Below are 22,024 nucleotides of genomic sequence, written 5' to 3' on the forward strand. Positions count from 1 at the left end.
CAATTTTACAAAATGAAAAAATTACTACTATTGGCCATTTTTATGGTTACATTTATTACAAGTGCTCAAGTAAAACTTACTGGAGTTGTTAAAGATAGTATTGGAGTACCTTTAGAAATGGCAAATGTTTTGGCAATTAATAAAATAACCAAAAAAATGACTTCTTATGGTTTTACAGACTCTAAAGGAAATTATAAGTTAGATTTAGATAAAAACAGCACTTTCGATATAAAAATAAGTTACATAGGAATGAAAACGTCGGAATTTGAAATTATCACAAAAACCAAAAACATTGTAAAGGATATTACCTTGTTTGAAGATAATTCTTTAGATGAAATTACCATTGTTTCTAAAATGCCAGTAACTATTAAAGGAGATACCATTGTTTACAATGCAGATTCTTTTAAAAATGGTTCCGAAAGAAAACTAGAAGACGTTCTTAAAAAATTACCAGGAGTAGAAGTTAATGATGCTGGGCAAATTGAAGTAGAAGGTAAAGTTGTTGAGAAAATTACAGTTGATGGAAAAGAATTTTTTAGTGGAGATACCAAATTGGCATCAAAAAATATTCCATCCAATGCTGTAGATAAAATTCAAGTTTTAAGAAATTATGGAGATATAAATCAGTTAAAAGGCGTTCAAAACAACCAAGATCGAGTTGCCATAAATATAAAATTAAAAGAAGGTAAAAAGAACTTTTGGTTTGGAGATGTGGTTGCAGGAGCAGGTAGTGCACCAGAGCAAACTTTGTATTTGTTTCAACCCAAATTATTTTATTATTCTCCAAAATACACTCTTAATGTTATTGGAGATGTAAATAATTTAGGAGATGTTGTGCTAAGTAGAAGAGATTTAAGAAGTTTTAGTTTCAATTTTAGAAGCCAAAGCCCCTCTAATGGAACAAATATAAATTTGGCAAGTGCAGGTATTGGATTTTTAACTGCAAGTGCGAGAAATGCAAATAGAATTGAAACAAAATTATCTGCTTTAAATTTCAGTTATTCACCCAATAAAAAATTAGATTTAACTGGGTTTTTAATTTTTTCTAGCAATAGTAATGGACAAAGAAATATTAGAGATATCGATTATGTAAACCCAAATATTCCAGACGATTTTGTAGATAAAACATCCAATCAAACAAGTAATACTGGATTGTTTAGTTTTAGATCTGTTTACAAGAAAAATGTTAATAACCAATTAAATTATAATGTGTCTGGTCGTTTTTCTAACGAATTTAAAACAGAAAATGTAGCTTCTCGTGTTTTAAGTGATATTACTGAAAGAGAAAGAGCAACACCTTATACTGTTAACCAAGATTTAAGTTATTTCTATACTGCAAACGAAAATAATATTTTCGCGATAGAAGTAAAACACGTATTACAAAATGAAGACCCTTTTTACGTGGCTTCTATTGAGAATGATCCAGATAATAATGCGAATGAACCAAATGGAAATAATCCTCCAGATGGTTTTGATGAACCTGCAAAAAGTTTAGGATTAGTTAGAGATAGAATTTTTTATAACTTAGAACAAGACAGACGTGTAAAATCGAATCAATTAGATGCGAAATTAGATTATTATTACATTTTAAATTCGAAAAGTAATTTAAACTTTGTGGCAGGAACTATTTCAAGTAAGCAAAATTTTGATTCTAAATTTTTCCAAATTTTAGATATAGATCAGCCAAAAGAAGGGAGTAACATTTTTGAACCAAACCCAACAATCGATGGAATTTCAGACCCGCAAATAACAAACAATACAGAGTACAATTTTACTGATTTGTATGCAGGAGTTCGATACCGTTTAAAATCTGGTATTTTTATATTTACACCGGGTTTTACAGTACACTCTTACAACTCTAACAATACACAATATGGTACTGAGTATTTCCAAGATAAATTTAAAGAGTTTTTGCCAGAATTCGAAGTAATAGCGCAATTTAAAAAAAGCGAAAACCTAAGGTTTTCTTATAAAAAACAAATTAATTTTACAGATGTAACACAAATTGCAAGAGGAATTGTAGCAAATAATTACGATGCTTTTTTTGCAGGGAATGCAAGCTTAGTTAATTCAAGTTCACACAATTTAAATTTACGTTATTTTAGTTTTAATTTATTTAACAATACCAATGTTTTTGCATTTGTAAATTACAGTAAAACTGCAGATCAAGTTAATAGAAATACCATTTTTACACCAGGTACAGTAGTTTCAAGCGCTACTTCTTTAAACTCTCCTTTAAACAACGAAAGTGTAAATGCAAGATTTAATGCTTCAAAAAGATTTGGTAAGTTACAAACCTCAATAGGAGGTAGCTATGGTTATAATAAAGTATTTCAATTTATAAATAACGTTGCCAATACAAACGAAATAACAAGTAAAGGAATTAGCACAAGATTTGGTACAAATTTTAGAGAAGCTCCAAATGTTAATCTACGTTATAGTGTTTCTTTTTCTAATCAAAATAACAGTTCGAGAGCAGGTGTATTTAAAACAGTAAGACACAGACCATCTATAGATTTTGATGCCTATATTTGGAACTCTGTAACAGTTACTTCAGATTTCTCTTTTACAGATCAAAGACAAAATGGTGTAAGTGCAAATACGTTTAGTTTGTGGAATGCGAAAATTGCTTACAGAAAAGATAAAGATGCAAAATGGGAATACGAATTGGTAGGTAACAACTTGTTAGGTACAGGTTCAGAAGCAAACATAAATCAAGGTATTATTTCCTCTACAATAAACGAAACGTTTATTTTGCCAAGGTTTGTAAGTTTTAGAATAAGATACCAATTGTAAAGTTTAAAGAAATATATCTTAAAAAATGGCGCAATTTATTGCGCCATTTTTTATTTACTTTCTCTATTTTTGTGCTATGAGTTTACTTGCTTCAAAATCTCCTTATTTTGCTATATCTAAAAGTTTAGGAGCTTTATTTTTATTTATAGGATTTGGATTATTTTTAGATAGCTCTTATATGGTTTCGCAAACAAAAAATGCACAATTATATGCAAATATTAGCATGTTTATTGGTTTTGGAATCGTCTTTTGGCAAGTAAATAGAAGAGTAAAAGAACAAATGATTTCAGCAGTAATTATTGCAATTATTGGCGAATATCTTTTCTCCATTTTATTAGGTATGTACACTTATAGATTGGAAAATGTTCCACATTATGTGCCTCCAGGACATGCCATTGTTTATGTAGCGGTTTTGTACTTTTCAAAGGCATCTTCAATCCTCAAAAACAAAATTCAAATAGAAAAATTTTTCACTATTTTCATACTTATTTATGCAACCATTTTTTTACTATTTAAAAATGATGTTTTTGGTTTTGCGATGACCATTGCAACCCTTTTAATTTTAAGAAACAAACCAAGAGAACGTCTTTTTTACTTAACCATGTATATTACAGTTGCTTATTTAGAAATTATTGGTACAACTTACCAATGTTGGTGGTGGCCTAATACAGCTTGGGGAATTTTCGATTTTCTACCAAGCCACAATCCACCAAGTGGAATTAGTCTTTTTTACTTTTTATTAGATTTAGGTACCTTGTGGTTTTACAAACAAAGACATAAAATAACTTGGTCTCGAATGAAAAATATTCGAAAAATTAGAATGAATTTGATTGATTAAACTAAAATTAAGATAAATTTGTTATTAGAATAAATCTATTTTATTAAATTGAATGTCTTGATTGAGCCTTTCGACTTCGCTCAAGATAAACTAAAATAGAAACCTCTAAAATTTATAAAGCCTTAAAATGTCTATAAAAGTTTCTTTAGTTTCCAAAATTTATAAAACTCAAAAAGCGTTAAATACTATTTCGTTTTCTGCCCAAAAAGGGCAAATTATTGGTTTTTTAGGACCAAATGGAGCTGGAAAATCTACCATGATGAAAATCTTAACTGGTTTTATAAAACCCAATGAAGGTGAAGTTTTTGTTGATGGAATAGATGTTTTACAAAACCCGTTAGAAGCACAAAAAACAATCGGTTATTTACCAGAACACAATCCTTTGTATTCGGATATGTATGTGCGTGAATACTTACAGTTTCAAGCCTCAATTTTTAAAGTTGATAAAAGCCAAATAGAAACGTGTATCCAAAAAGTGGGTTTAACAGAGGAAGCGCATAAGAAAATACATCAACTTTCTAAAGGATATCAACAAAGAGTAGGTTTGGCTGCTGCCATTTTACACAATCCTAATGTTTTAATTTTAGATGAACCAACCACTGGTTTAGACCCAAATCAATTGGTAGAAATTAGAGAGCTAATTAAAGAATTAGGAAAAGACAAAACTGTGTTGTTTTCCACGCACATTATGCAAGAAGTAGAAGCCGTTTGCGATCGAGTTATCATTATTAAAAAGGGAGAAATTATTATCGATAAAAAGCTTTCTAAACTTCAAAAAAACAACCAACAAATTATAAAAGTTATTTTTAATACGAAGGTTCGTGAGGCTCTAATCAATCAATTAGAAAACTTAATTTCATCAAAAGATATTAGCAATAATACTTGGCAACTTACCTTTAATTCTGTCGAAGATATGCGTTCTAAAATTTTCGATTTTGCGCAAAAAAATAACTTAAAAATTCTGGAATTAAGTTCAGAAAATAAAACGTTAGAAAGTTTATTTACAGAGTTGACTTCTAAAGAGTAAAATTGTTACTCCTAAAATTATTTTGTTTTTAAGATAAATAATAATAGTTTTTTAGTATTATTAATATAAGTTCGATTTAAGAAAAAATAAAGTTATATTTTAAAATAATATTATAGCTGTAGCAAAAGTATAACATGCTAAATAAAAAGTTAAGTTTAAACTAAATTTAAGGTCAATAAATGTTGTGTAGATGTCAGTTAACTATTATAGCATATAATATACGAAAATTAAAAATATTCGTAACAAATTGATTATCAACAACTTTAACTTAGTGTTAGTTGTAGAGCTAAAAAAAACAGACACCAAACACGCATCTTATACATCAATTTCTTAATGATTTTAGTTGATATATTATAAACGCAAAAAACCTACAAACATAATGTTTATAAGGTTTTATTGAATTTAACATTCTTTTTGCAGAGAGGAAGGGATTCGAACCCTCGATACAGTTACCCATATACTACCTTTCCAGGGTAGCTCTTTCGACCACTCAGACACCTCTCTTTTTACAAATAAAGTTCTATTAATCCATCTGGAGTTTCAACCTCTATTGTTTTATTTTCTCTGTCGACTTTTTTAATAAAATCGTCTACCATTGGAATAAAAATTTCATTTCCTTCTCTATCGATTTCAAAAAGTGGTTGTGCAGCTTTGTCGTTAATATGAACAATTTGCCCAACTTCGCCAAAATTAGCATCAATAACTGTAAAACCGATAACTTCATGGAAATAAAATTTATCTCCAGTAAGTTCTGGTAACATAGTAGCAGGCAAATACACATTACTTTTTAAAATAGCATCTGCTGCTGCTTCAGAATATACATCTTCAAACTGAACACGTAACTGATTTCCTTTATGAAGCGAACTTTTTTCAATAAAAAATGGAACCAAATTTGCGCCGAATTCGACGTAAACTGATTCCATTTCTGTGTACAACTCAGGCTCGTCTGTATCTAATTTGATAACAACTTCACCCTTAAAACTATATTTTGTTACGATTCTGCCTAAATAAAAACAATCTTCTTTACGCATAATTCGCAGAAATTATAATTATTCTGTTGCTTTTGCTTGTGCGTCGTCAATAGATTCTGGAGCCGCTTCTTCAGCAACTTCAGTTTCTGCAACTGGCTCAGCAACTTCTTCCACAACTGGTTTTGCTGCTTCGATTCTTGCTTCGTTTACTGCTTTTTCAGCAGCTAAAGCTTTTGCCTTTGCTTCAGATTCTGCTTTAGATAAACCAGCTTCTTTGTCAGCAATTTTGGCAGCTTTTTCTTCTACCCAAGCAGTAAATTTTGCATCAGCTTGTTCTTGAGTTAAAGCTCCTTTTCTTACACCACCAGCTAAATGGTTCTTTAACATTGCACCTTTGTAAGATAAAATGTTTTTTGCAGTATCTGTTGGTTGTGCACCATTTTGTAACCATTGTACAGCTTTATCTACATCTAAATCGATAACTGCTGGGTTAATGTTTGGATTGTAAGTACCAATTTTTTCAAGATATTTACCATCTCTTTTTGCACGAGCATCAGCAGCAACTATCCAATAGAATGGTTTCCCCTTTTTTCCGTGTCTTTGTAATCTGATTTTTACAGACATAATTTGTTAATTTTTTGAGGTTCTCGACCTCGATTATTAAAAATCTTACCATCTCGTAGTAAGTGGGCGCAAAAATACAAAAACCTTTTGAAATTAAAACCCTAATTTTCAACATTTTTTTGGGTGTTTTAACGGGCTATCACTACTCGTTTTTTTTTACTGTATTTACTTAAGTATCTGCTAATTCAAAGAACAATCAATTTTTGAGAAAACACAGAATAATTTTAGCAAAAAAGAGTTCAAACAAAAAGCCTGTCTTAAGCGCAGTCGAAAGGTTTTGTCCCTAACGCACTCACTTAATCTTAATGAAAGCTCTTAAAAAAAACTTAAATTCAAATGAGTCAAGAATCAAATCTTTTGCACTAAACGAAACCTTAAATATAATTTATCTTTGTGCTAAGATAAGATGTGAAACAATACGCATCTCAAAATAAATTATTGGAATTTAAAATGAGAATGATATTATGAAGTACACAGAAAAAATTTCGAATAAATTAAACGAATTATTAGAAAAAAACTACGATGCAGAAAAAGGATATTTGAATTCTGCTGAAAATGTAGACAGTTCTAAATTAAAAATTTTCTTTAAAAATAGGGCTTCAGAAAGAAGTATATTCGCAAAAGAATTAAGAACGGAAATTTTGTCTTACGGACAAATTCCAGAAGACGATGGTTCTTTTAAAGGAACAATGCACAGAAATTGGATGTCTTTAAAATCTTTATTTAGTTCTAACGACGAAGAAGCAATTTTAGAGGAAGCATTAAGAGGAGAAAAAGCGAGTTTAGACGAGTATGACGAAATGTTAAAGGAAGAAGCTTTTGCACCATCAACAAGAAAAATGTTGGAAAACCAACGACAACAAATTCAGGCTGCTATTAATTCTTTAAAATTAGAAGAGCACTTAGTATCGTAATTTAAAAACTATTTTAGTACAAATTAGTTAAAAACTAATTTTATTAAAAGTCAACCCTTAATTGGGTTGGCTTTTTTTGTTGTTGATAAGTACACATAAATTAACAGTTTTAAATCTCTTATGTTTTTGTATTTTTAAACTTCCAAAAAACAGTCGTAAAAAATTGTTTTCACAGCTCGATTAAACATTTCAACAAATACAAATTACACACTTAAACAACAATATGTACTTAATTTTCGATACAGAAACCACAGGTTTACCTAAAAGTTGGAACGCTCCAATAACGGATACAGACAACTGGCCAAGGTGTGTGCAAATTGCTTGGCAATTACACGACGAAATGGGAAATGTATTAGAACATAACGATTTCTTAGTAAAACCAGAAGGCTATAATATACCTTACGATGCCGAAAGAATTCACGGAATTTCTACAGAATTAGCCGAAGAAAAAGGAATCGATTTAGACGAAGGTTTACGTTTATTTAATGAAGCTTTAGGTAAAACAAAATTTATTGTCGGACAAAATTTACGGTTCGATATTAATATTATGGGCTGTGAATTTCATAGACTAGGAGTTGAAAATAACCTGACTTCCCTTCCAGTTTTAGATACTTGTACCGAAAAAACGGCACTACTATGTCAAATTCCTGGTGGTCGAGGAGGAAAATTCAAACTACCAACTTTAACAGAATTGCACAATCATTTATTTGGTGTTGGTTTTGGTGAAGCGCACAATGCGAGTGCCGATGTTGAAGCAACAACACGTTGTTTTTTAGAATTGATTCGTTTACGAGAATTCACCAAAGAAGAGTTAGATGTAGATGAAGATTACTTCAAAAATTTCTCGGAAGCAAACCCAAAACCTATTCAGGTTATTGGTTTAAAACACATCAACCTTAAAAAAGAAAGCGAACAAATTCGCCAACGTCTTGAGAAATTAAAAGATACTGCAGATACAAAATCGACTTCTGCTGGTTTGGCGGAATTAAAAGATGTAAAATTTGCACATTTGCACAATCACACGCAATTTTCTGTGTTACAATCTACCATGCAAATTGGCAATATTGTAAAAGCAGCTACCAAAGACAATATGCCAGCCATTGCAATGACAGATACTGCAAACATGATGGCATCTTTTCATTTTGTAAGTGCGATTTTAAATCATAATAAAAATGCAGAAAACCCCATAAAACCAATTATTGGGTGCGAATTTAATGTTTGTGAAGATCATAAAAATAAATCTGTAAAAGACAATGGTTATCAAGTTGTTTTATTGGCGAAAAACAAAAAAGGGTATCATAATTTAGCGAAAATGTCTTCCATCGCATTTGTCGATGGTTTCTATTATGTTCCTAGAATTGATAAAGAAATTATTAAAAAATATAAGGAAGATATTATTGTTTTAACGGGAAATTTATATGGAGAGGTTCCAAGTAAAATTCTAAATCTCGGAGAAAAACAAGCAGAAGAAGCGTTACTTTGGTGGAAAGAACAATTTCAAGACGATTTGTATATCGAAGTAATGCGCCACAATCAACAAGATGAAAACATTGTAAATGAAACTTTATTAAAATTTTCTAAAGCGCACGATGTTAAAATTGTAGCGACAAATAACACCTTTTATTTAGAGAAAAAAGATGCCAATGCACACGATATTTTACTGTGTGTAAAAGACGGCGAAAAACAAGCGACTCCTAAAGGAAAAGGACGTGGTTACAGATATGGTTTGCCAAATGAGGAATATTATTTTAAATCTTCGGATGAAATGAAAACCTTATTTGCAGATTTACCTGAGGCGATTATTAACATTCAAGAAATTGTAGATAAAGTAGAAATATTTACATTGGCTAGAGACGTTTTATTACCTGCTTTCGATATTCCTGAAGAATTTGTTTCAGAAGAAGATAAAAAAGACGGAGGAAAACGTGGGGAAAATAAATTCTTACGTCATTTAACGTACGAAGGTGCAAAAAAACGATATGGAGAAATTACAGAATCTATTAAAGAACGTTTAGATTTTGAACTTTCCGTAATTGAAAAAACAGGATACCCTGGTTATTTCTTAATTGTAGAAGATTTTATTCGAGAAGCCAGAAATATGGATGTTGCAGTAGGGCCTGGACGTGGTTCTGCAGCTGGTTCTGTGGTTGCCTATTGTCTTTGGATTACAAATATCGACCCCATTCAATACGATTTACTTTTTGAGCGTTTCTTAAATCCTGAACGTGTTTCTATGCCAGATATCGATATAGATTTTGATGATGAAGGCCGAAGCAGAGTAATGGATTATGTAATTGATAAATATGGTGCAAATCAAGTGGCTCAAATTATCACCTATGGAACCATGGCAGCAAAATCGTCCATTAGAGATACTGCCAGAGTTTTAGATTTACCACTTTTTGAAGCCGATAGAATTGCAAAATTAATTCCAGGAATTAAACTAAAAAATATCTTTGGCGATGATGCCAAAAGTAAAGGAAAAGTAGAGGGTTTACGTGCTGAAGAAAAACAGCTTGTAGAAGAATTAAGACACATGTCTTTTGGAAACGATTTGGTTTCTGAAACGATAAATAAAGCCACAATTTTAGAAGGTTCAGTTAGAAATACAGGAATTCACGCCTGTGGTGTAATTATTACACCTGGAGATATTACCAATTATGTTCCTGTAGCTTTAGCAAAGGATTCAGACATGTATGTTACCCAATTTGATAACTCTGTAGTGGAATCTGCAGGTTTGCTAAAAATGGACTTTTTAGGTTTAAAAACGCTTACTTTAATTAAAGACACCGTTAAAATTGTAAAAGCAAAACATGGTGTAGAATTAGACCCAGAAACGTTTCCTTTAGATGATGAAAAAACGTATGAATTATTCCAAAGAGGAGAAACTGTAGGTATTTTTCAATATGAATCTCCAGGAATGCAAAAACACATGCGTTCTTTAAAACCAACGGTTTTTGCAGATTTAATTGCCATGAATGCATTGTACAGACCTGGACCCATGGAATATATTCCGTCTTTTATTAATAGAAAACACGGAACAGAAGATATTGAGTACGATTTACCTGCCATGGAAGAATATTTGGCAGAAACGTATGGAATTACAGTATACCAAGAGCAAGTAATGTTACTTTCACAAAAGCTGGCAAATTTTACCAAAGGTGAAGCCGATGTTTTACGTAAAGCAATGGGTAAAAAGCAAATTGCGGTTTTAGATAAAATGAAACCAAAATTTATAGAACAAGCTGCTGCAAATGGACATGATGCAAAAAAATTAGAAAAAATTTGGAAAGATTGGGAAGCATTTGCAAGTTATGCATTTAACAAATCGCACTCTACTTGTTATGCTTGGATTGCTTACCAAACTGCGTATTTAAAGGCACATTATCCTGCAGAATATATGGCTTCTGTACTTTCTAATAACATGAAAGACATTAAAGCCGTTTCGTTTTTTATGGAAGAATGTAAACGAATGGGACTCCAAGTTTTAGGTCCAGATTTAAATGAATCTTTCTTAAAGTTTTCCGTAAATAAAGAAGGTGCTGTTCGTTTTGGAATGGCTGCTGTAAAAGGTGTTGGTGCTGCTGCAGTAAGAGCAATTATTAAAGAACGAGAAGAAAACGGAAATTATACCTCCATTTTCGATTTGGCGAAACGTGTAGATTTAAGAGCTGCCAATAAAAAATCGTTCGATAGTTTGGTAAAAGCAGGTGCTTTTGATTCTTTTACAAATACACACAGAGCACAATATTTTGCAAAAGACGAAAAAGGAATTACCTTCTTAGAACGTGCTATGAAATTCGGAAGTAAATTTCAAGAAAACGAAAATTCTGCACAAGTTTCTATGTTTGGCGAAGCTTCTACTGTGCAATTTCCAGAACCAGATATTCCACAATGTGAAACTTGGGGAACTATGGAATTATTATCTCAAGAAAAAGAAGTCATCGGAATTTACATTTCTGCACATCCTTTAGATGATTTTAAAAATGAATTAAAATTCTGCAACGCTTCCTTAAAATATTTTAAAGCAGATTTGGCGAAATTTGTAAATATGAACTTGGCTTTTGCTGCAATTATTACAGATGTGCAACACAGAGTTTCTAAAGCCGGTAAAGGCTGGGCAATGTTTACGATGGAAGATTATGGCGATAGTCATGAATTTAGAATATTTGGCGAAGATTATTTAAGAATGAAACACTTTTTAGTGCCCAATTCTTTCTTGTTTGTACGTTGTACCATTCAACCAGGTTGGACGAATAAAGAGGGCGTAACTGGAGAACCAAGATTAAAATTTACAGAAATGAAATTGTTGCACGACATTATGGACGAACTCTGTAAAAAAGTAACGATTCAACTTCCTTTAAACGAAATTAAAGAAGACACCATTTTAAATTTAGAATCTATTTTAAAAAATTCGCCAGGAAAACAAAATTTAAATTTTACAGTTTGGGACGAAAAAGAAAAGTTAGAAGTAAGTTTGCCAAGTAGAAATACAAAAATTCATATTACGAATGAATTGTTGGCTACTTTAGAGAGCCAGCAAATTCAATTTAAACTGAATTAAAATGAATTCGATAACCTTTGCAAGAGTCGTTCATGTACTCGCAGTTGTTCTTTGGATTGGAGGTGTAGCAATGGTTACCACTGTAATTATTCCTGCAGTTAAAAAAATGAAATCTAAGCAAGACAAACTAACTACTTTTGAAAACATCGAAGGAAAATTTGCATTACAAGCAAAAATAACCACTTTAATTACGGCAATTTCGGGGTTTTATATGATGTATGCATTAAATGCATGGGAACGTTATTTAGATTATCGTTTTTGGTGGATTCATGCAATGAGCATTGTTTGGATTATTTTTACATTGGTTTTATATATTTTAGAACCTTTATTTCTGCACAAACTCTTCAAAAAATACGCCATTAAAAACCCTGGTAAAACCTTTAATATTCTTCACAAAGCACATTGGATTTTGTTAATAATTAGTTTAATAACCATTTTTGGAGCTGTTGCAGGAAGTCATGGGTGGTTTTTAATTCAATAAAAGAAGTTTTTTTATCAGCTCAATTTTTTCACTTGCATAAAGCTTTAGCTGTATGTCATAAATAAATTAAACATAGGTGGCTTTGCTTATTAAATACAGTTTAGCAAAAGCTAGCTCTATTTGAAAACATATTTACAATGGGTTAAAAGCATCAACTTGTGTTGATGCTTTTGTGAATTATGTATTTTTGAAAATAAACAATTAAAAATAGCTACTGTAAACGGAATATTTATTTCACAACAACCCTCCAACCATAAGGATCTTTAGCTTTGTTTGTTTGAATATCTGTAATTGCTTTCTTTAAAGTTCCAGCAAAAGGAGTTTCTAATTCAGGTAAATCGTAATCTGTTCCTTGGTAACCAAAACCTGCAATTGGCGAAATCACAGCCGCAGTTCCAGCTCCAAACATTTCTTTTAAATTTCCAGATTGTGCAGCTGTAATAACTTCAGAAACCGAAATTTTACGCACTTCAACATTAATATTCATGTCTTCTGCAATTTGAATAACACTTTTACGTGTAATTCCGTCTAAAATACGATCACTTGTAGGACTTGTAATTAGAGTATCGTTAATTCTAATGAAAATATTCATGGCACCAGCTTCTTCAATATACTCATGTGTATTATCGTCCGTCCAAATTACTTGATTGTACCCTTTTTCAATGGCTAATTGTGTTGGGTAAAATTGCGCAGCATAATTTCCACCCGCTTTTGCATAACCAACTCCACCATTTGCAGCACGTGCGTATTTTTCTTCAATTAAAACCTTTACTTTTCCAGCAAAATAAGCTCCAGAAGGTGCAGTGCAAATTAATAATTTATACTCATTTGCAGGTGATGCGTGAAAACCGTTTCCAGTAGCAAACATAAACGGACGAATGTATAAAGAACTTCCGTCGTTTGTAGGAATCCAAGCTTCATCTACTTTTAATAATGCTTTTAAACCATCCATAAAAACGTCTTCAGGAATTTGTGGAATTACCAAACGTTCTGCAGATTTATTTAAACGTTTACAATTGTCTAAAGGTCTAAATAATAAGGTGTTTCCTTCTGCATCTTTGTAAGCTTTCATTCCTTCGAAAATCGATTGTCCATAATGAAAAATTTTCGCAGACGGATTTAAAGAAATTGGAGCAAAAGGCTCTATAACTGGTGTTTGCCATTTTCCATCTTTAAAATCACAAACAAGCATATGATCCGAAAAAACGCTACCAAAAGGTAAGTTATTAAAGTCTACACTATCTATTTTAGACTTTTTTATATGTTTGATTTCTATGTTAGAACTCATAATTAAGTTGATTAAAATTCACCACAAATGTACATAATTTATTCATCTGAAAGAACATAAAAATATGAGTTTTGCACTAAAATTATGTACATTTGCGATAATATTATTAAATATGCAAATTATGAAGAGAATCGTTAAATTTTGTGCAATCGTATTGTTGTTTTTTACAGCTTGTAAAGACGGGAAGAAAGAAAATAAAGAAGTAGAGAAGACAAATAAAGAGATAGAGTATGCAACTTTTGGAGATAAAATTTCAGAAAAAGATGCGTTAACAAAAGACCAAATGTTAGCGAAATTCGAAAACATGAATGTTGGAGACACTATTAATGTAAAGTTTACTTCAGAAATTAAAGAAGTTTGTTCTAAAAAAGGATGTTGGATGAAGTTGCCTTTAGGTAAAGAAACAGAAACAATGGTTCGTTTTAAAGATTACGGATTTTTTATGCCTATAGATTCGCAAGGGAAAGAAGTAATTTTAGAAGGAAAAGCATTTGTAAAAGTTACACCTGTAGAAGAATTGCAACATTATGCAGAAGATGCAGGAAAAAGTAAAGAAGAGATTGCAAAAATTACTCAACCAAAAAGAGAATTTGCTTTTGAAGCCAATGGTGTTTTGCTAAAAACAGAATAGCTTTAAATGTGATTTCGACGATGGGAGAAACCTAAAAAAAAACACCTATAAAATTTAGTCTTGAAAAGAGAAATATTAATTACTTCAGATGGTTCTACAACCATACATTTACCAGATTGGAATGAGCAATACCATTCTAAAAATGGCTCGATTAACGAAACCTACCACGTTTTTATCGAAAGTGGCTTAAAGCAAGTTTCTTTAGATAAAGTTTCCATTTTAGAAATTGGTTTTGGTACAGGTTTAAATGCTTTTATTACCTATTTAGAAGCAAAAAAACCGATTGATTATGTTGGAGTAGAAGCGTATCCTGTAACTTCTGAAGAAATCGAAAAAATGAATTTTATTTCGGTTTTAGATGTCAAAGAAGAAGATGCGATTTTTAATAAAATGCACGAAGTTTCTTGGGAAGAAAAACACCCAATTACCAATAATTTCTCACTCACAAAAAGGAAACAATTTTTCGAAGATATTACAGATGTAAATGCTTTTAATTTAATTTATTTCGATGCTTTTGGAGCAAGAGTACAACCACAATTATGGACAGAAGAAATCTTCGCTAAAATGTTTACTTCACTAAAAGAAAATGGAATTCTAGTAACCTATTCCGGAAAAGGAAGCGTAAGAAGAGCCATGCAAGCAGTTGGTTTTACTGTAGAACGTTTGCCTGGACCTCCAGGAAAAAGAGAAATGCTAAGAGCGATTAAGAAAGTTGGTAGTACTCCTCAGTAGGCAGTACTCAGTAGGCAGTATTCAGTCTCAGTATTCAGTGGTAATTTGCACAATATTTATTAATTTGTTTAAACAACAGAAAGCTATATTTTCTATGTAATTATTTGGTATAATAATAATTTTTAGGAATCGTAAAAAAAATCTTTATACCTTTTCAAAAAATAATATCAAGAAGTTTTATTAAATTTACGTTTTAAATTAAAAAAAAACACAAAAAATGAAGTTCGAAAGAAAATTTGGCAGAAAAAAAGAGACGAAACCCAAAAAAGGTCTTTTTTTAGTTGTTTTATTAGCTATTGCTTTACTACTTTGGTTTAAAGCAGAAGCTATAATGGAAGCTTTGTTTTAATTTTTTTTTTGGAGCTATTTCCTGCTTTCCACTATATCTTTTTTCTGAAAAAGAAAAAAGGATGTCGTTTCAATCAGGGCTAAACCTGTTTGGTAAATTCTTTACTTCTTAAACTGTCTCCCTTTCCATTTATATTTAGAAAATACAGCATTAAAAACAATAAATACACTAAAAAATGGATAGAAAAAACTACAAAATAAATACCATTTGTAGAATGTTTTCTTGTGATTGTAAAAATTGATTGTTGGTATAAATAAATACAAATCAATAATTAATTTTACAGTTATTGGAAGAAATACAAACAGAAAATCATCAAAATAAAAGAAACTGAAAATAACAATCAAGTTTGCTAAAAATACCAATAAACCAATCAATTTTACTTTATAATCTTTAAATCTACTCGTTTTAGATGCCCAACGAATTCTTTGATTTAGCAAGTCTTTCCAAGTTTTTACAGGAAAAGTTGTGACAAAAGCTTCTTCGGATTTTAAAAATCGGACAGATTTTTTATCACTTTCTAAAAATTTTTCAAACAGAAAAATATCGTCTCCACTTGCAATAGTATTGTTTCCTTTAAAACCATTTAGTTTTAAGAATTCTTCTTTTTTATATCCCAAATTTGCACCATTACACATAAAAGGAAAATTAATTCCAAAACCACCAATTGTGGTTCCTTGCAAACTCATAAAATCTAACAATTGAAACTGTTCTAAAAACCTATTTTTAGCTAAATAATTTACAGGAGCAACCACCATTTTTGGGTTGTTGGTTTGAATAAAATCATCAAACGTTTTTAACCAATTTTCTGGTAAAATACAATCTGCATCTGTAGTAAGAATCCATTTGTTTTTAGCGATTGAAATTGCAGTAGTAATCGCATCTTTTTTTGGGGAATTTGAAGTTCTTACATTATTGAGAACTAAAATGTCTCCTCGAGCGCAGTCGAGAGGTTTTAGGTCTCGACTGCGCTCGACCTTACAAAAAATAAAATCATTAATAATTTCTACAGAATTATCCGAAGAAGCATCATCTACAAAAATAAATTCCACCAATTCTTTTGGGTAATTTAATAGAGAAATAGATTGTAATAAATCTTGCAAATTTTCAGCTTCATTTCTAAAAGGAATAATTACAGAAAAGGTAGTTTTTGATTGTAAATTTTCGTACTTAAATTCATCAACTTTGGTAAAACCCAAAGCCAATGCAATAATTAAAATTGCGTATAAAATTAATATGAAAATAGTACACCAAATCATTTAACAAAGTTAGGTTTAAAAGTCAACACAAAATAACTTCCAATAATCGCTGGCAACACAAAATTAAAAACCCACATGATTGTTGTAGCTGATAAAATTACAAATGGTTCAATCGTAAAAAACGAAAACACCCAAATTGCAACTGTTCCTTTTAAAACAAAATCAAAAAGCGATAACATTGGCACCATAGAACTGATAAAATAAACAGTAGTAATCGCAGAAATTGCATCCAAATAAGAAATATCAACCTTAAAAAGTAGCAACACAAAATAAAACTGATGCGAAAAAACCAGAAAACGTAACAAAGAAATAAAACCTACTTTAAGATTTAATTTTAATGGAATTCTATCAATAAAAGTTTTTACTTTTTCAACAAAATTATTTTTAGACTTAAAATAATTTATACCAAAAATAAGCACTAAAATCACCAAAAATACGATCCATACAAATCGTGAAATTTTACTGTAATCAATAGAAATATTGTGCTTGTACACAAAATACAAAAAACCAATAACTCCTAAAAAAAGCGTAATTATCATTTGATAAAAATTACCAATGATATTTAAACCAACGACTTGTTTTCTCAACGATTTATTAAAATAGAGTGCTTTTGCGCCATATTCTCCAATTCTGTTTGGTGTAATTAAAGAAGTTGTTAGCGAAGCTAAACTTTGTATTGTCGCATTTTTCTTACTTGTTTTTACACAAAAAGAAGCCAATATTTCCCATTTTGTAATTTCTAAAAACCAGTTTAAAAATGTAAAAATGAATAAAAAAATGCTGTTTTTAATAGAAAAAATATCGTTTTTAATTAAATTTTGATAAAAAGCAGAAAATTGCAACTTATTATTTGAAGTTAATCTTTGCTGAATAAAATACCCACAGCCAATTACAATAGATAGTTTTATTATCAACCAAAAGAATTGTTTAGATTTGTAAGAAAGCGAGTTGTACATTTTGTGCAAAGTAATAAATAATCGTTAGTATAAAAGACGATATACATAAAAAACAATCTACGATTGTGGCCATAGAAAAAATAATTTTAGGAATAGACCCAGGAACTACAGTTATGGGGTTTGGTTTGATAAAAGTTGTCGGTAAAAAAATGGAATTTATTCAAATGAACGAATTAATTCTAACAAAATATACCGACCATTATTTAAAATTAAAATTAATTTTCGAGCGAACAACCGAATTAATAGATACTTATAATCCTGACGAAATCGCCATTGAAGCACCTTTTTTTGGGAAAAATGTGCAAAGTATGTTAAAGTTGGGTAGAGCACAAGGAGTTGCAATGGCAGCAGGTTTGTCGAGAGAAATTCCAATTACAGAATATTTGCCAAAGAAAATTAAAATGGCGATTACTGGAAATGGGAGTGCCAGTAAAGAGCAAGTGGCTTTGATGTTAAAATCGCTATTAAACTTAAAAACCTTACCAAAAAACCTTGATGCAACAGATGGTTTGGCAGCTGCAGTTTGTCATTTTTACAATTCAGGACGCGTTGTTGGAGGGAAAAATTATACGGGTTGGGCAAGTTTTGTGAAGCAGAATCCTACAAAAATTAAATAAATTTTTAGTTTTCAGTAGCAGTAGCAGTAGCAGTAGCAGTAGCAGTTTGGGTTAACAATTTTAATAAAATATAAGTTATGAGTTTTATAGACCTATTAGCATTTAAAAAATCGTTTACTTTATCGATGAAAATTTTTGAACTTTCTAAATCTTTTCCAAAAGAAGAAAGATATTCTCTAACAGATCAAATAAGAAGATCTTCTAGAAGTGTGTCTGCAAATATATCTGAAGCTTATAGAAAAAGGCAGTATCCAAGACACTTTTCAAGTAAATTAACTGATTCTGATGCTGAAAATTCGGAAACTTTAACTTGGCTAATGTTTGCTTTAGAATGTAAATATATTGATAAAGGGACTTTTGAAAATTTATCTGCTGAAAACTCAGAAGTTGGAAAGTTAATTAATTACATGATTAATAATCCTGATAAATTTGGAGTTAAATAGCTCTGCCAACTGATACTGCTACTGAAAACTATTTTATGTCTGGAATCTACATTCACATACCATTTTGCAAACAAGCGTGTTTTTATTGCGATTTTCATTTTTCTACTTCTTTGAAAAAGAAAGAAGAAATGATTTCTTCACTTGTAAAAGAAATCGAAATTAGAAAAGACGAATTAGAGAATAAAATTGTTGAAACCATTTATTTTGGAGGAGGAACTCCTTCTGTTTTAAATACGGGAGAAATTCAGTTTTTAATAGCTGCTGTTTACGATAATTTCGAAGTTGTAGAAACACCAGAAATTACTCTAGAAGCAAACCCAGATGATTTATCTGAAGAAAAAATTGTAGCACTTTCTAAATCGCCAATTAATCGATTAAGTATTGGAGTTCAATCTTTTTTTGAGAAAGATTTAAAGTTGATGAATCGTGCTCATAATGCAGAAGAAGCTAAAAATTGTTTGCAAATTGCTTCGCAGTATTTTACAAATATTTCTGTCGATTTAATTTATGGAATTCCAAATTGTACCAATGAAGAGTGGAGAGAAAATATAAAAACTGCTTTAAGTTTTGGCATTCCTCATATTTCTAGTTACGCATTAACAGTTGAACCCAAAACAGCTTTAGAAACATTAATTGCAAAAGGAAAAATTAAAAATGTAGATGAGGAGAAAGCCCAAGAACAGTTTTATATTTTAATTTCAGCATTAGAAAAAGCGGGTTTTATCAATTATGAATTATCGAATTTTGGTGAGGAAAATTTTTTCAGCAAAAACAACTCTTCTTATTGGTTAGGAAAATCTTATTTAGGAATTGGACCTTCTGCACATTCTTTCGATGGAAAACAACGTAGTTGGAATGTTAGAAATAATACGAAATATATAAAATCGATTCAAGAAGATAAATTACCAATTGAAAGAGAAATTTTATCTAAAACGGATACTTATAACGAATATATAATGACAGGTTTAAGAACTATTTGGGGTGTTTCTTTAAATAAAATAAAAAGTGATTTTGGAGAAAAATATCTAAATTATTTAAAAAATCAATCTAAGAAATATATTAAACAAGAATTGTTAGAAATTACCGAAACTACAAATGGAATAAAGAAATTAACCACTACAAAAAAAGGAAAATTCTTAGTAGATGGAATAGCATCCGACCTTTTTATGCTAAATTAATTTTAAAAAATCTTCAAGAGTTTTTTAAACGTCTTTTAAAAAAGGTATCTTTGAGATGTTAGTGTAATTCTCAGAAAAAAGTATATCATACATGAAAGCAACCATAGAATATAATTCCAGAAAAATAGTCGTAAATATCTCTGAGCCTATAGACATTTCTATACCTATAGATGTTTCTAAAGAGAATGTAAATGCTTGGTATATAGGTGACCCAAAAATTTTTCCAGAAGATTTCGAAGGGAATATTGCTAAAGTTTCTGAAGGTGCAGTTATCAATTTTAACAATATTCATTTTAACCCACATTCGCATATTACACATACAGAATGTGTTGGGCATATTACAGAAAAAGTACATTCTGTAAATAAAAATTTAAAATATTTTATATTTCTGGCAGAAGTTGTTACAGTGGCTCCAGAAAGCAAAGGAGAAGATTTTGTAATTTCTGCCAAACAATTAAGAACTGCTTTAGGAAATAAGAAAAGAGATGCGATTGTAATTCGAACAATTCCGAATTTAAGGGATAAAAGATCGATGCGTTATTCGAATACGAATCCACCTTATTTATTAGAAGAAGCAGCAATTTATTTACGAGAAAAAGGAATAAAACATTTGTTAATCGATTTGCCTTCAGTAGATAAAGAAAAAGATAATGGCGAATTACTATCTCACAACGCTTTTTGGAATACTTCAGGAAAAATAAGAATGAATGCTACAATTACAGAGTTTATTTATGTGCCAAATTCGGTTGAAGATGGTGAATATTTACTGAATTTAATGATTGCGCCTTTCGAAAACGATGCAACTCCAAGCAAACCTGTTTTGTATAAAATTCTAAAGTAATCTTAAATAATTTAGGCATCCAAATCTTTGAAATTCAAATTATTTTTTTTAGAGAAATTTGAAAAATTCGTGTCTTAAACTTTAAAACCACTTCTTACGTTTAAAATACCAAACAGCTCCAATAGTTACTAAAACCATCACTCCCAATAAAATAAAATAACCATATTTAAATTTTAATTCTGGGATGTTCTCGAAATTCATTCCGTAAATTCCAGCCAAAAAAGTCAATGGAATAAAGATTACAGACAAAATAGTTAACGTTTTCATTACTTCATTTAAACGATGTCCTTGGATGCTAAAAATCAAGTTTATTTTACTTTCTAATTCTTGCAATTCAAAATCGATATTTGTTATTAAATTATTCGTTTGTTCTTTTAATTCGCTAAAATATTTTACGTTAAAACCTTTAATTTCTATTTTTTCTAACTTAACAATTGTGTCTTTTAAACTAATGGTTGCTTTTTTAAAATTGAATAATTCTTGCTTCCTTTTTTCGACCAAAGAAGTAAATTCAGGCGTTGGTTTTATATTCGCAGAACTCAATTGATCGGAACTTAATTCCGCATTTTCTTGATACGTATCTTGGTAATTATCAATGATAGATTCTAACAATAAAAACAATAAATAATCTGCTTTTTTCTTTCTTACAATTCCTTTATTACCTTGTAAACGCTCGCGAATCCAATTAAAATAATCACCTTCTTTTTCTTGAATAGACCATAAATAATTAGGAGAAACGATAAAAATCATTTGTTCAGATTCAAATTTAGAGCTTTCCGTAATTAAAACACGTGTGGTTAAAAATAACAAGCCATCCAATAAAATAACTTTGTTTGGGTGCTCTTCATCACTCAATAATTTTATTAAAAAATCGTCTAATTTATTTTGATGAATTACCTTTTTAAAATCTTCTTGATATGTAATTCCATAGGTGTTTAACCATTGTGTGGTCTGATCATTTTTAGTAAAAATTATTTCAGAAATCGAAGATGTACTCTTTTTTTCATAGTTTTTACTCGAATAATTAATGATTGACGACTTGTTCAAAAATTCATTTTCCATTTGAATAATAGTTGTAAATTTGGTAGATAAAGGTACTTTTTAAATTGTAATAAATATAATATTTTATGCATATAGAACAATTAAGAGATTTTTGTATTGCCAAAAAAGGAGTTACAGAACACTTTCCTTTCGATGATGTAACCCTTGTATTTAAAGTGATGGGAAAAATGTTTGCCTTGGTAGGTTTAGACAGATGGGAAAATGGAGAGCAGAAAATAAATTTAAAATGCGACCCAGATAAAGCAGAAGAATTAAGAGGAAAATATGAAGGTATTGAAGCTGGTTATCATATGAATAAGAAACATTGGAATACTTTAATTCTTAATTCTTCGGATGTTTCAGATGATTTGGTTAGAGAATTAATAAACCATTCTTACGATTTGGTGGTAAAAGGATTAACGAAGAAGTTACAGGCAGAATTAGAGGGTTTGTAATAGAATTCTAAAATAGAAAAAAGGC

Annotated in this window: 20 protein-coding genes and 1 tRNA gene; 14 read left to right on the forward strand and 7 right to left on the reverse strand. The window is 30.4% G+C overall.

Annotation, left to right across the window (positions count from 1 at the left end):
* Window positions 1-12: 12 nt before the first annotated feature.
* The 3 genes from J3359_RS14635 (at window position 13) to gldA (ending at window position 4,661) form a co-directional block, all read left to right on the forward strand.
* A complete protein-coding gene (locus J3359_RS14635) occupies window positions 13-2,796 on the forward strand; it encodes a carboxypeptidase-like regulatory domain-containing protein (RefSeq protein WP_208077668.1) in 2,784 nt (927 codons plus the stop codon).
* A 25-nt stretch (window positions 2,797-2,821) separates the two neighbouring features.
* Window positions 2,822-3,634 carry a hypothetical protein gene (locus J3359_RS14640; protein WP_367890379.1) on the forward strand — a complete coding sequence of 271 codons (813 nt, stop codon included), beginning with the start codon at window positions 2,822-2,824 and terminating at the stop codon, window positions 3,632-3,634.
* 127 nt (window positions 3,635-3,761) lie between these two features.
* Window positions 3,762-4,661 (forward strand): gliding motility-associated ABC transporter ATP-binding subunit GldA, encoded by a 900-nt coding sequence (gene gldA / locus J3359_RS14645; RefSeq protein ID WP_208077669.1) that lies wholly within the window; start codon window positions 3,762-3,764, stop codon window positions 4,659-4,661.
* Between the two features lie 417 nt (window positions 4,662-5,078).
* Here gldA and J3359_RS14650 read toward each other — a convergent pair.
* The 3 genes from J3359_RS14650 to J3359_RS14660 form a co-directional block, all read right to left on the reverse strand.
* A tRNA-Ser gene (locus tag J3359_RS14650) sits at window positions 5,079-5,165 on the reverse strand.
* 2 nt (window positions 5,166-5,167) lie between these two features.
* Entirely contained in the window at window positions 5,168-5,692 is a 525-nt protein-coding gene (gene rimM, locus J3359_RS14655; protein ID WP_208077672.1) for a ribosome maturation factor RimM, read from the reverse strand.
* Between the two features lie 18 nt (window positions 5,693-5,710).
* The gene (locus J3359_RS14660; protein ID WP_208077674.1) at window positions 5,711-6,256 is read right to left on the reverse strand and encodes a 30S ribosomal protein S16; all 546 of its coding nucleotides are present in this window, start codon (window positions 6,254-6,256) and stop codon (window positions 5,711-5,713) included.
* Between the two features lie 464 nt (window positions 6,257-6,720).
* On the opposite strand from J3359_RS14660, the gene J3359_RS14665 reads away from it, so the two are divergent.
* From J3359_RS14665 to J3359_RS14675, 3 genes are all read left to right on the forward strand, one after another.
* Complete coding sequence (locus J3359_RS14665) at window positions 6,721-7,170, forward strand: ferritin-like domain-containing protein (RefSeq protein ID WP_208077676.1); 450 nt, start codon at window positions 6,721-6,723, stop codon at window positions 7,168-7,170.
* Between the two features lie 223 nt (window positions 7,171-7,393).
* Window positions 7,394-11,731, forward strand: a complete 4,338-nt coding sequence (gene dnaE, locus J3359_RS14670) for a DNA polymerase III subunit alpha (protein ID WP_208077678.1) — start codon at window positions 7,394-7,396, stop codon at window positions 11,729-11,731.
* A 1-nt stretch (window position 11,732) separates the two neighbouring features.
* Window positions 11,733-12,212: a hypothetical protein gene (locus J3359_RS14675; RefSeq protein ID WP_208077680.1), complete on the forward strand. Its 480-nt coding sequence runs from the start codon at window positions 11,733-11,735 to the stop codon at window positions 12,210-12,212.
* Between the two features lie 229 nt (window positions 12,213-12,441).
* Here J3359_RS14675 and J3359_RS14680 read toward each other — a convergent pair whose 3' ends face one another.
* Entirely contained in the window at window positions 12,442-13,500 is a 1,059-nt protein-coding gene (locus tag J3359_RS14680; RefSeq protein ID WP_208077682.1) for a branched-chain amino acid aminotransferase, read from the reverse strand.
* A gap of 121 nt (window positions 13,501-13,621) precedes the next feature.
* Here J3359_RS14680 and J3359_RS14685 point away from each other — a divergent pair, with 121 nt between their 5' ends.
* From J3359_RS14685 to J3359_RS18465, 3 genes are all read left to right on the forward strand, one after another.
* The gene (locus J3359_RS14685) at window positions 13,622-14,131 is read left to right on the forward strand and encodes a DUF4920 domain-containing protein (RefSeq protein WP_208077684.1); all 510 of its coding nucleotides are present in this window, start codon (window positions 13,622-13,624) and stop codon (window positions 14,129-14,131) included.
* Between the two features lie 60 nt (window positions 14,132-14,191).
* Complete coding sequence (gene mnmC2, locus J3359_RS14690) at window positions 14,192-14,863, forward strand: tRNA (5-methylaminomethyl-2-thiouridine)(34)-methyltransferase MnmC2 (protein WP_208077686.1); 672 nt, start codon at window positions 14,192-14,194, stop codon at window positions 14,861-14,863.
* A 217-nt stretch (window positions 14,864-15,080) separates the two neighbouring features.
* The gene (locus J3359_RS18465; RefSeq protein ID WP_302850189.1) at window positions 15,081-15,212 is read left to right on the forward strand and encodes a hypothetical protein; all 132 of its coding nucleotides are present in this window, start codon (window positions 15,081-15,083) and stop codon (window positions 15,210-15,212) included.
* Window positions 15,213-15,313: 101 nt separating this feature from the next.
* On the opposite strand, the gene J3359_RS14695 is transcribed toward J3359_RS18465, so the two are convergent.
* Window positions 15,314-16,468, reverse strand: a complete 1,155-nt coding sequence (locus J3359_RS14695) for a glycosyltransferase family 2 protein (RefSeq protein ID WP_208077688.1) — start codon at window positions 16,466-16,468, stop codon at window positions 15,314-15,316.
* A complete protein-coding gene (locus J3359_RS14700) occupies window positions 16,465-17,424 on the reverse strand; it encodes a hypothetical protein (protein ID WP_208077690.1) in 960 nt (319 codons plus the stop codon). The genes J3359_RS14695 and J3359_RS14700 overlap by 4 nt, the downstream gene beginning before the upstream one ends.
* 65 nt (window positions 17,425-17,489) lie before the next feature.
* Here J3359_RS14700 and ruvC point away from each other — a divergent pair, with 65 nt between their 5' ends.
* The 4 genes from ruvC to J3359_RS14720 all read left to right on the forward strand — a co-directional run bounded on the left by ruvC (window position 17,490) and on the right by J3359_RS14720 (window position 20,503).
* Window positions 17,490-18,041 (forward strand): crossover junction endodeoxyribonuclease RuvC, encoded by a 552-nt coding sequence (gene ruvC, locus J3359_RS14705; protein WP_208077691.1) that lies wholly within the window; start codon window positions 17,490-17,492, stop codon window positions 18,039-18,041.
* Between the two features lie 77 nt (window positions 18,042-18,118).
* Window positions 18,119-18,484 (forward strand): four helix bundle protein, encoded by a 366-nt coding sequence (locus tag J3359_RS14710; protein ID WP_208077692.1) that lies wholly within the window; start codon window positions 18,119-18,121, stop codon window positions 18,482-18,484.
* Window positions 18,485-18,519: 35 nt separating this feature from the next.
* A complete protein-coding gene (hemW, locus tag J3359_RS14715; protein ID WP_208077694.1) occupies window positions 18,520-19,662 on the forward strand; it encodes a radical SAM family heme chaperone HemW in 1,143 nt (380 codons plus the stop codon).
* A gap of 91 nt (window positions 19,663-19,753) precedes the next feature.
* A complete protein-coding gene (locus J3359_RS14720; protein WP_208077695.1) occupies window positions 19,754-20,503 on the forward strand; it encodes a cyclase family protein in 750 nt (249 codons plus the stop codon).
* Between the two features lie 81 nt (window positions 20,504-20,584).
* Here J3359_RS14720 and J3359_RS14725 read toward each other — a convergent pair whose 3' ends face one another.
* Window positions 20,585-21,565 (reverse strand): magnesium and cobalt transport protein CorA, encoded by a 981-nt coding sequence (locus tag J3359_RS14725; RefSeq protein WP_208077696.1) that lies wholly within the window; start codon window positions 21,563-21,565, stop codon window positions 20,585-20,587.
* 65 nt (window positions 21,566-21,630) lie between these two features.
* Between J3359_RS14725 and J3359_RS14730 the strand changes: the two genes are divergently transcribed.
* Window positions 21,631-21,999: an MmcQ/YjbR family DNA-binding protein gene (locus J3359_RS14730; RefSeq protein WP_208077697.1), complete on the forward strand. Its 369-nt coding sequence runs from the start codon at window positions 21,631-21,633 to the stop codon at window positions 21,997-21,999.
* Window positions 22,000-22,024 lie beyond the last annotated feature (25 nt).

This window comes from Polaribacter cellanae, from assembly GCF_017569185.1.
In the GTDB taxonomy this organism is placed as follows: Bacteria; Bacteroidota; Bacteroidia; order Flavobacteriales; family Flavobacteriaceae; genus Polaribacter; species Polaribacter cellanae.

Excerpts from the sequence above, each read along its gene's own strand:
- J3359_RS14685 (WP_208077684.1), top strand. The coding sequence starts at position 13,622 with ATGAAGAGAATCGTTAAATTTTGTGCAATCGTATTGTTGTTTTTTACA.
- J3359_RS14720 (WP_208077695.1), top strand. The coding sequence starts at position 19,754 with ATGAAAGCAACCATAGAATATAATTCCAGAAAAATAGTCGTAAATATC.
- J3359_RS14640 (WP_367890379.1), top strand. The coding sequence starts at position 2,822 with ATGGCGCAATTTATTGCGCCATTTTTTATTTACTTTCTCTATTTTTGT.
- J3359_RS14700 (WP_208077690.1), bottom strand. The coding sequence starts at position 17,424 with ATGTACAACTCGCTTTCTTACAAATCTAAACAATTCTTTTGGTTGATA.
- J3359_RS14660 (WP_208077674.1), bottom strand. The coding sequence starts at position 6,256 with ATGTCTGTAAAAATCAGATTACAAAGACACGGAAAAAAGGGGAAACCA.
- hemW (WP_208077694.1), top strand. The coding sequence starts at position 18,520 with ATGTCTGGAATCTACATTCACATACCATTTTGCAAACAAGCGTGTTTT.
- J3359_RS14635 (WP_208077668.1), top strand. The coding sequence starts at position 13 with ATGAAAAAATTACTACTATTGGCCATTTTTATGGTTACATTTATTACA.
- J3359_RS18465 (WP_302850189.1), top strand. The coding sequence starts at position 15,081 with ATGAAGTTCGAAAGAAAATTTGGCAGAAAAAAAGAGACGAAACCCAAA.
- J3359_RS14695 (WP_208077688.1), bottom strand. The coding sequence starts at position 16,468 with ATGATTTGGTGTACTATTTTCATATTAATTTTATACGCAATTTTAATT.
- J3359_RS14710 (WP_208077692.1), top strand. The coding sequence starts at position 18,119 with ATGAGTTTTATAGACCTATTAGCATTTAAAAAATCGTTTACTTTATCG.
- dnaE (WP_208077678.1), top strand. The coding sequence starts at position 7,394 with ATGTACTTAATTTTCGATACAGAAACCACAGGTTTACCTAAAAGTTGG.
- J3359_RS14665 (WP_208077676.1), top strand. The coding sequence starts at position 6,721 with ATGAAGTACACAGAAAAAATTTCGAATAAATTAAACGAATTATTAGAA.
- J3359_RS14675 (WP_208077680.1), top strand. The coding sequence starts at position 11,733 with ATGAATTCGATAACCTTTGCAAGAGTCGTTCATGTACTCGCAGTTGTT.
- J3359_RS14730 (WP_208077697.1), top strand. The coding sequence starts at position 21,631 with ATGCATATAGAACAATTAAGAGATTTTTGTATTGCCAAAAAAGGAGTT.
- J3359_RS14680 (WP_208077682.1), bottom strand. The coding sequence starts at position 13,500 with ATGAGTTCTAACATAGAAATCAAACATATAAAAAAGTCTAAAATAGAT.
- rimM (WP_208077672.1), bottom strand. The coding sequence starts at position 5,692 with ATGCGTAAAGAAGATTGTTTTTATTTAGGCAGAATCGTAACAAAATAT.
- gldA (WP_208077669.1), top strand. The coding sequence starts at position 3,762 with ATGTCTATAAAAGTTTCTTTAGTTTCCAAAATTTATAAAACTCAAAAA.
- J3359_RS14725 (WP_208077696.1), bottom strand. The coding sequence starts at position 21,565 with ATGGAAAATGAATTTTTGAACAAGTCGTCAATCATTAATTATTCGAGT.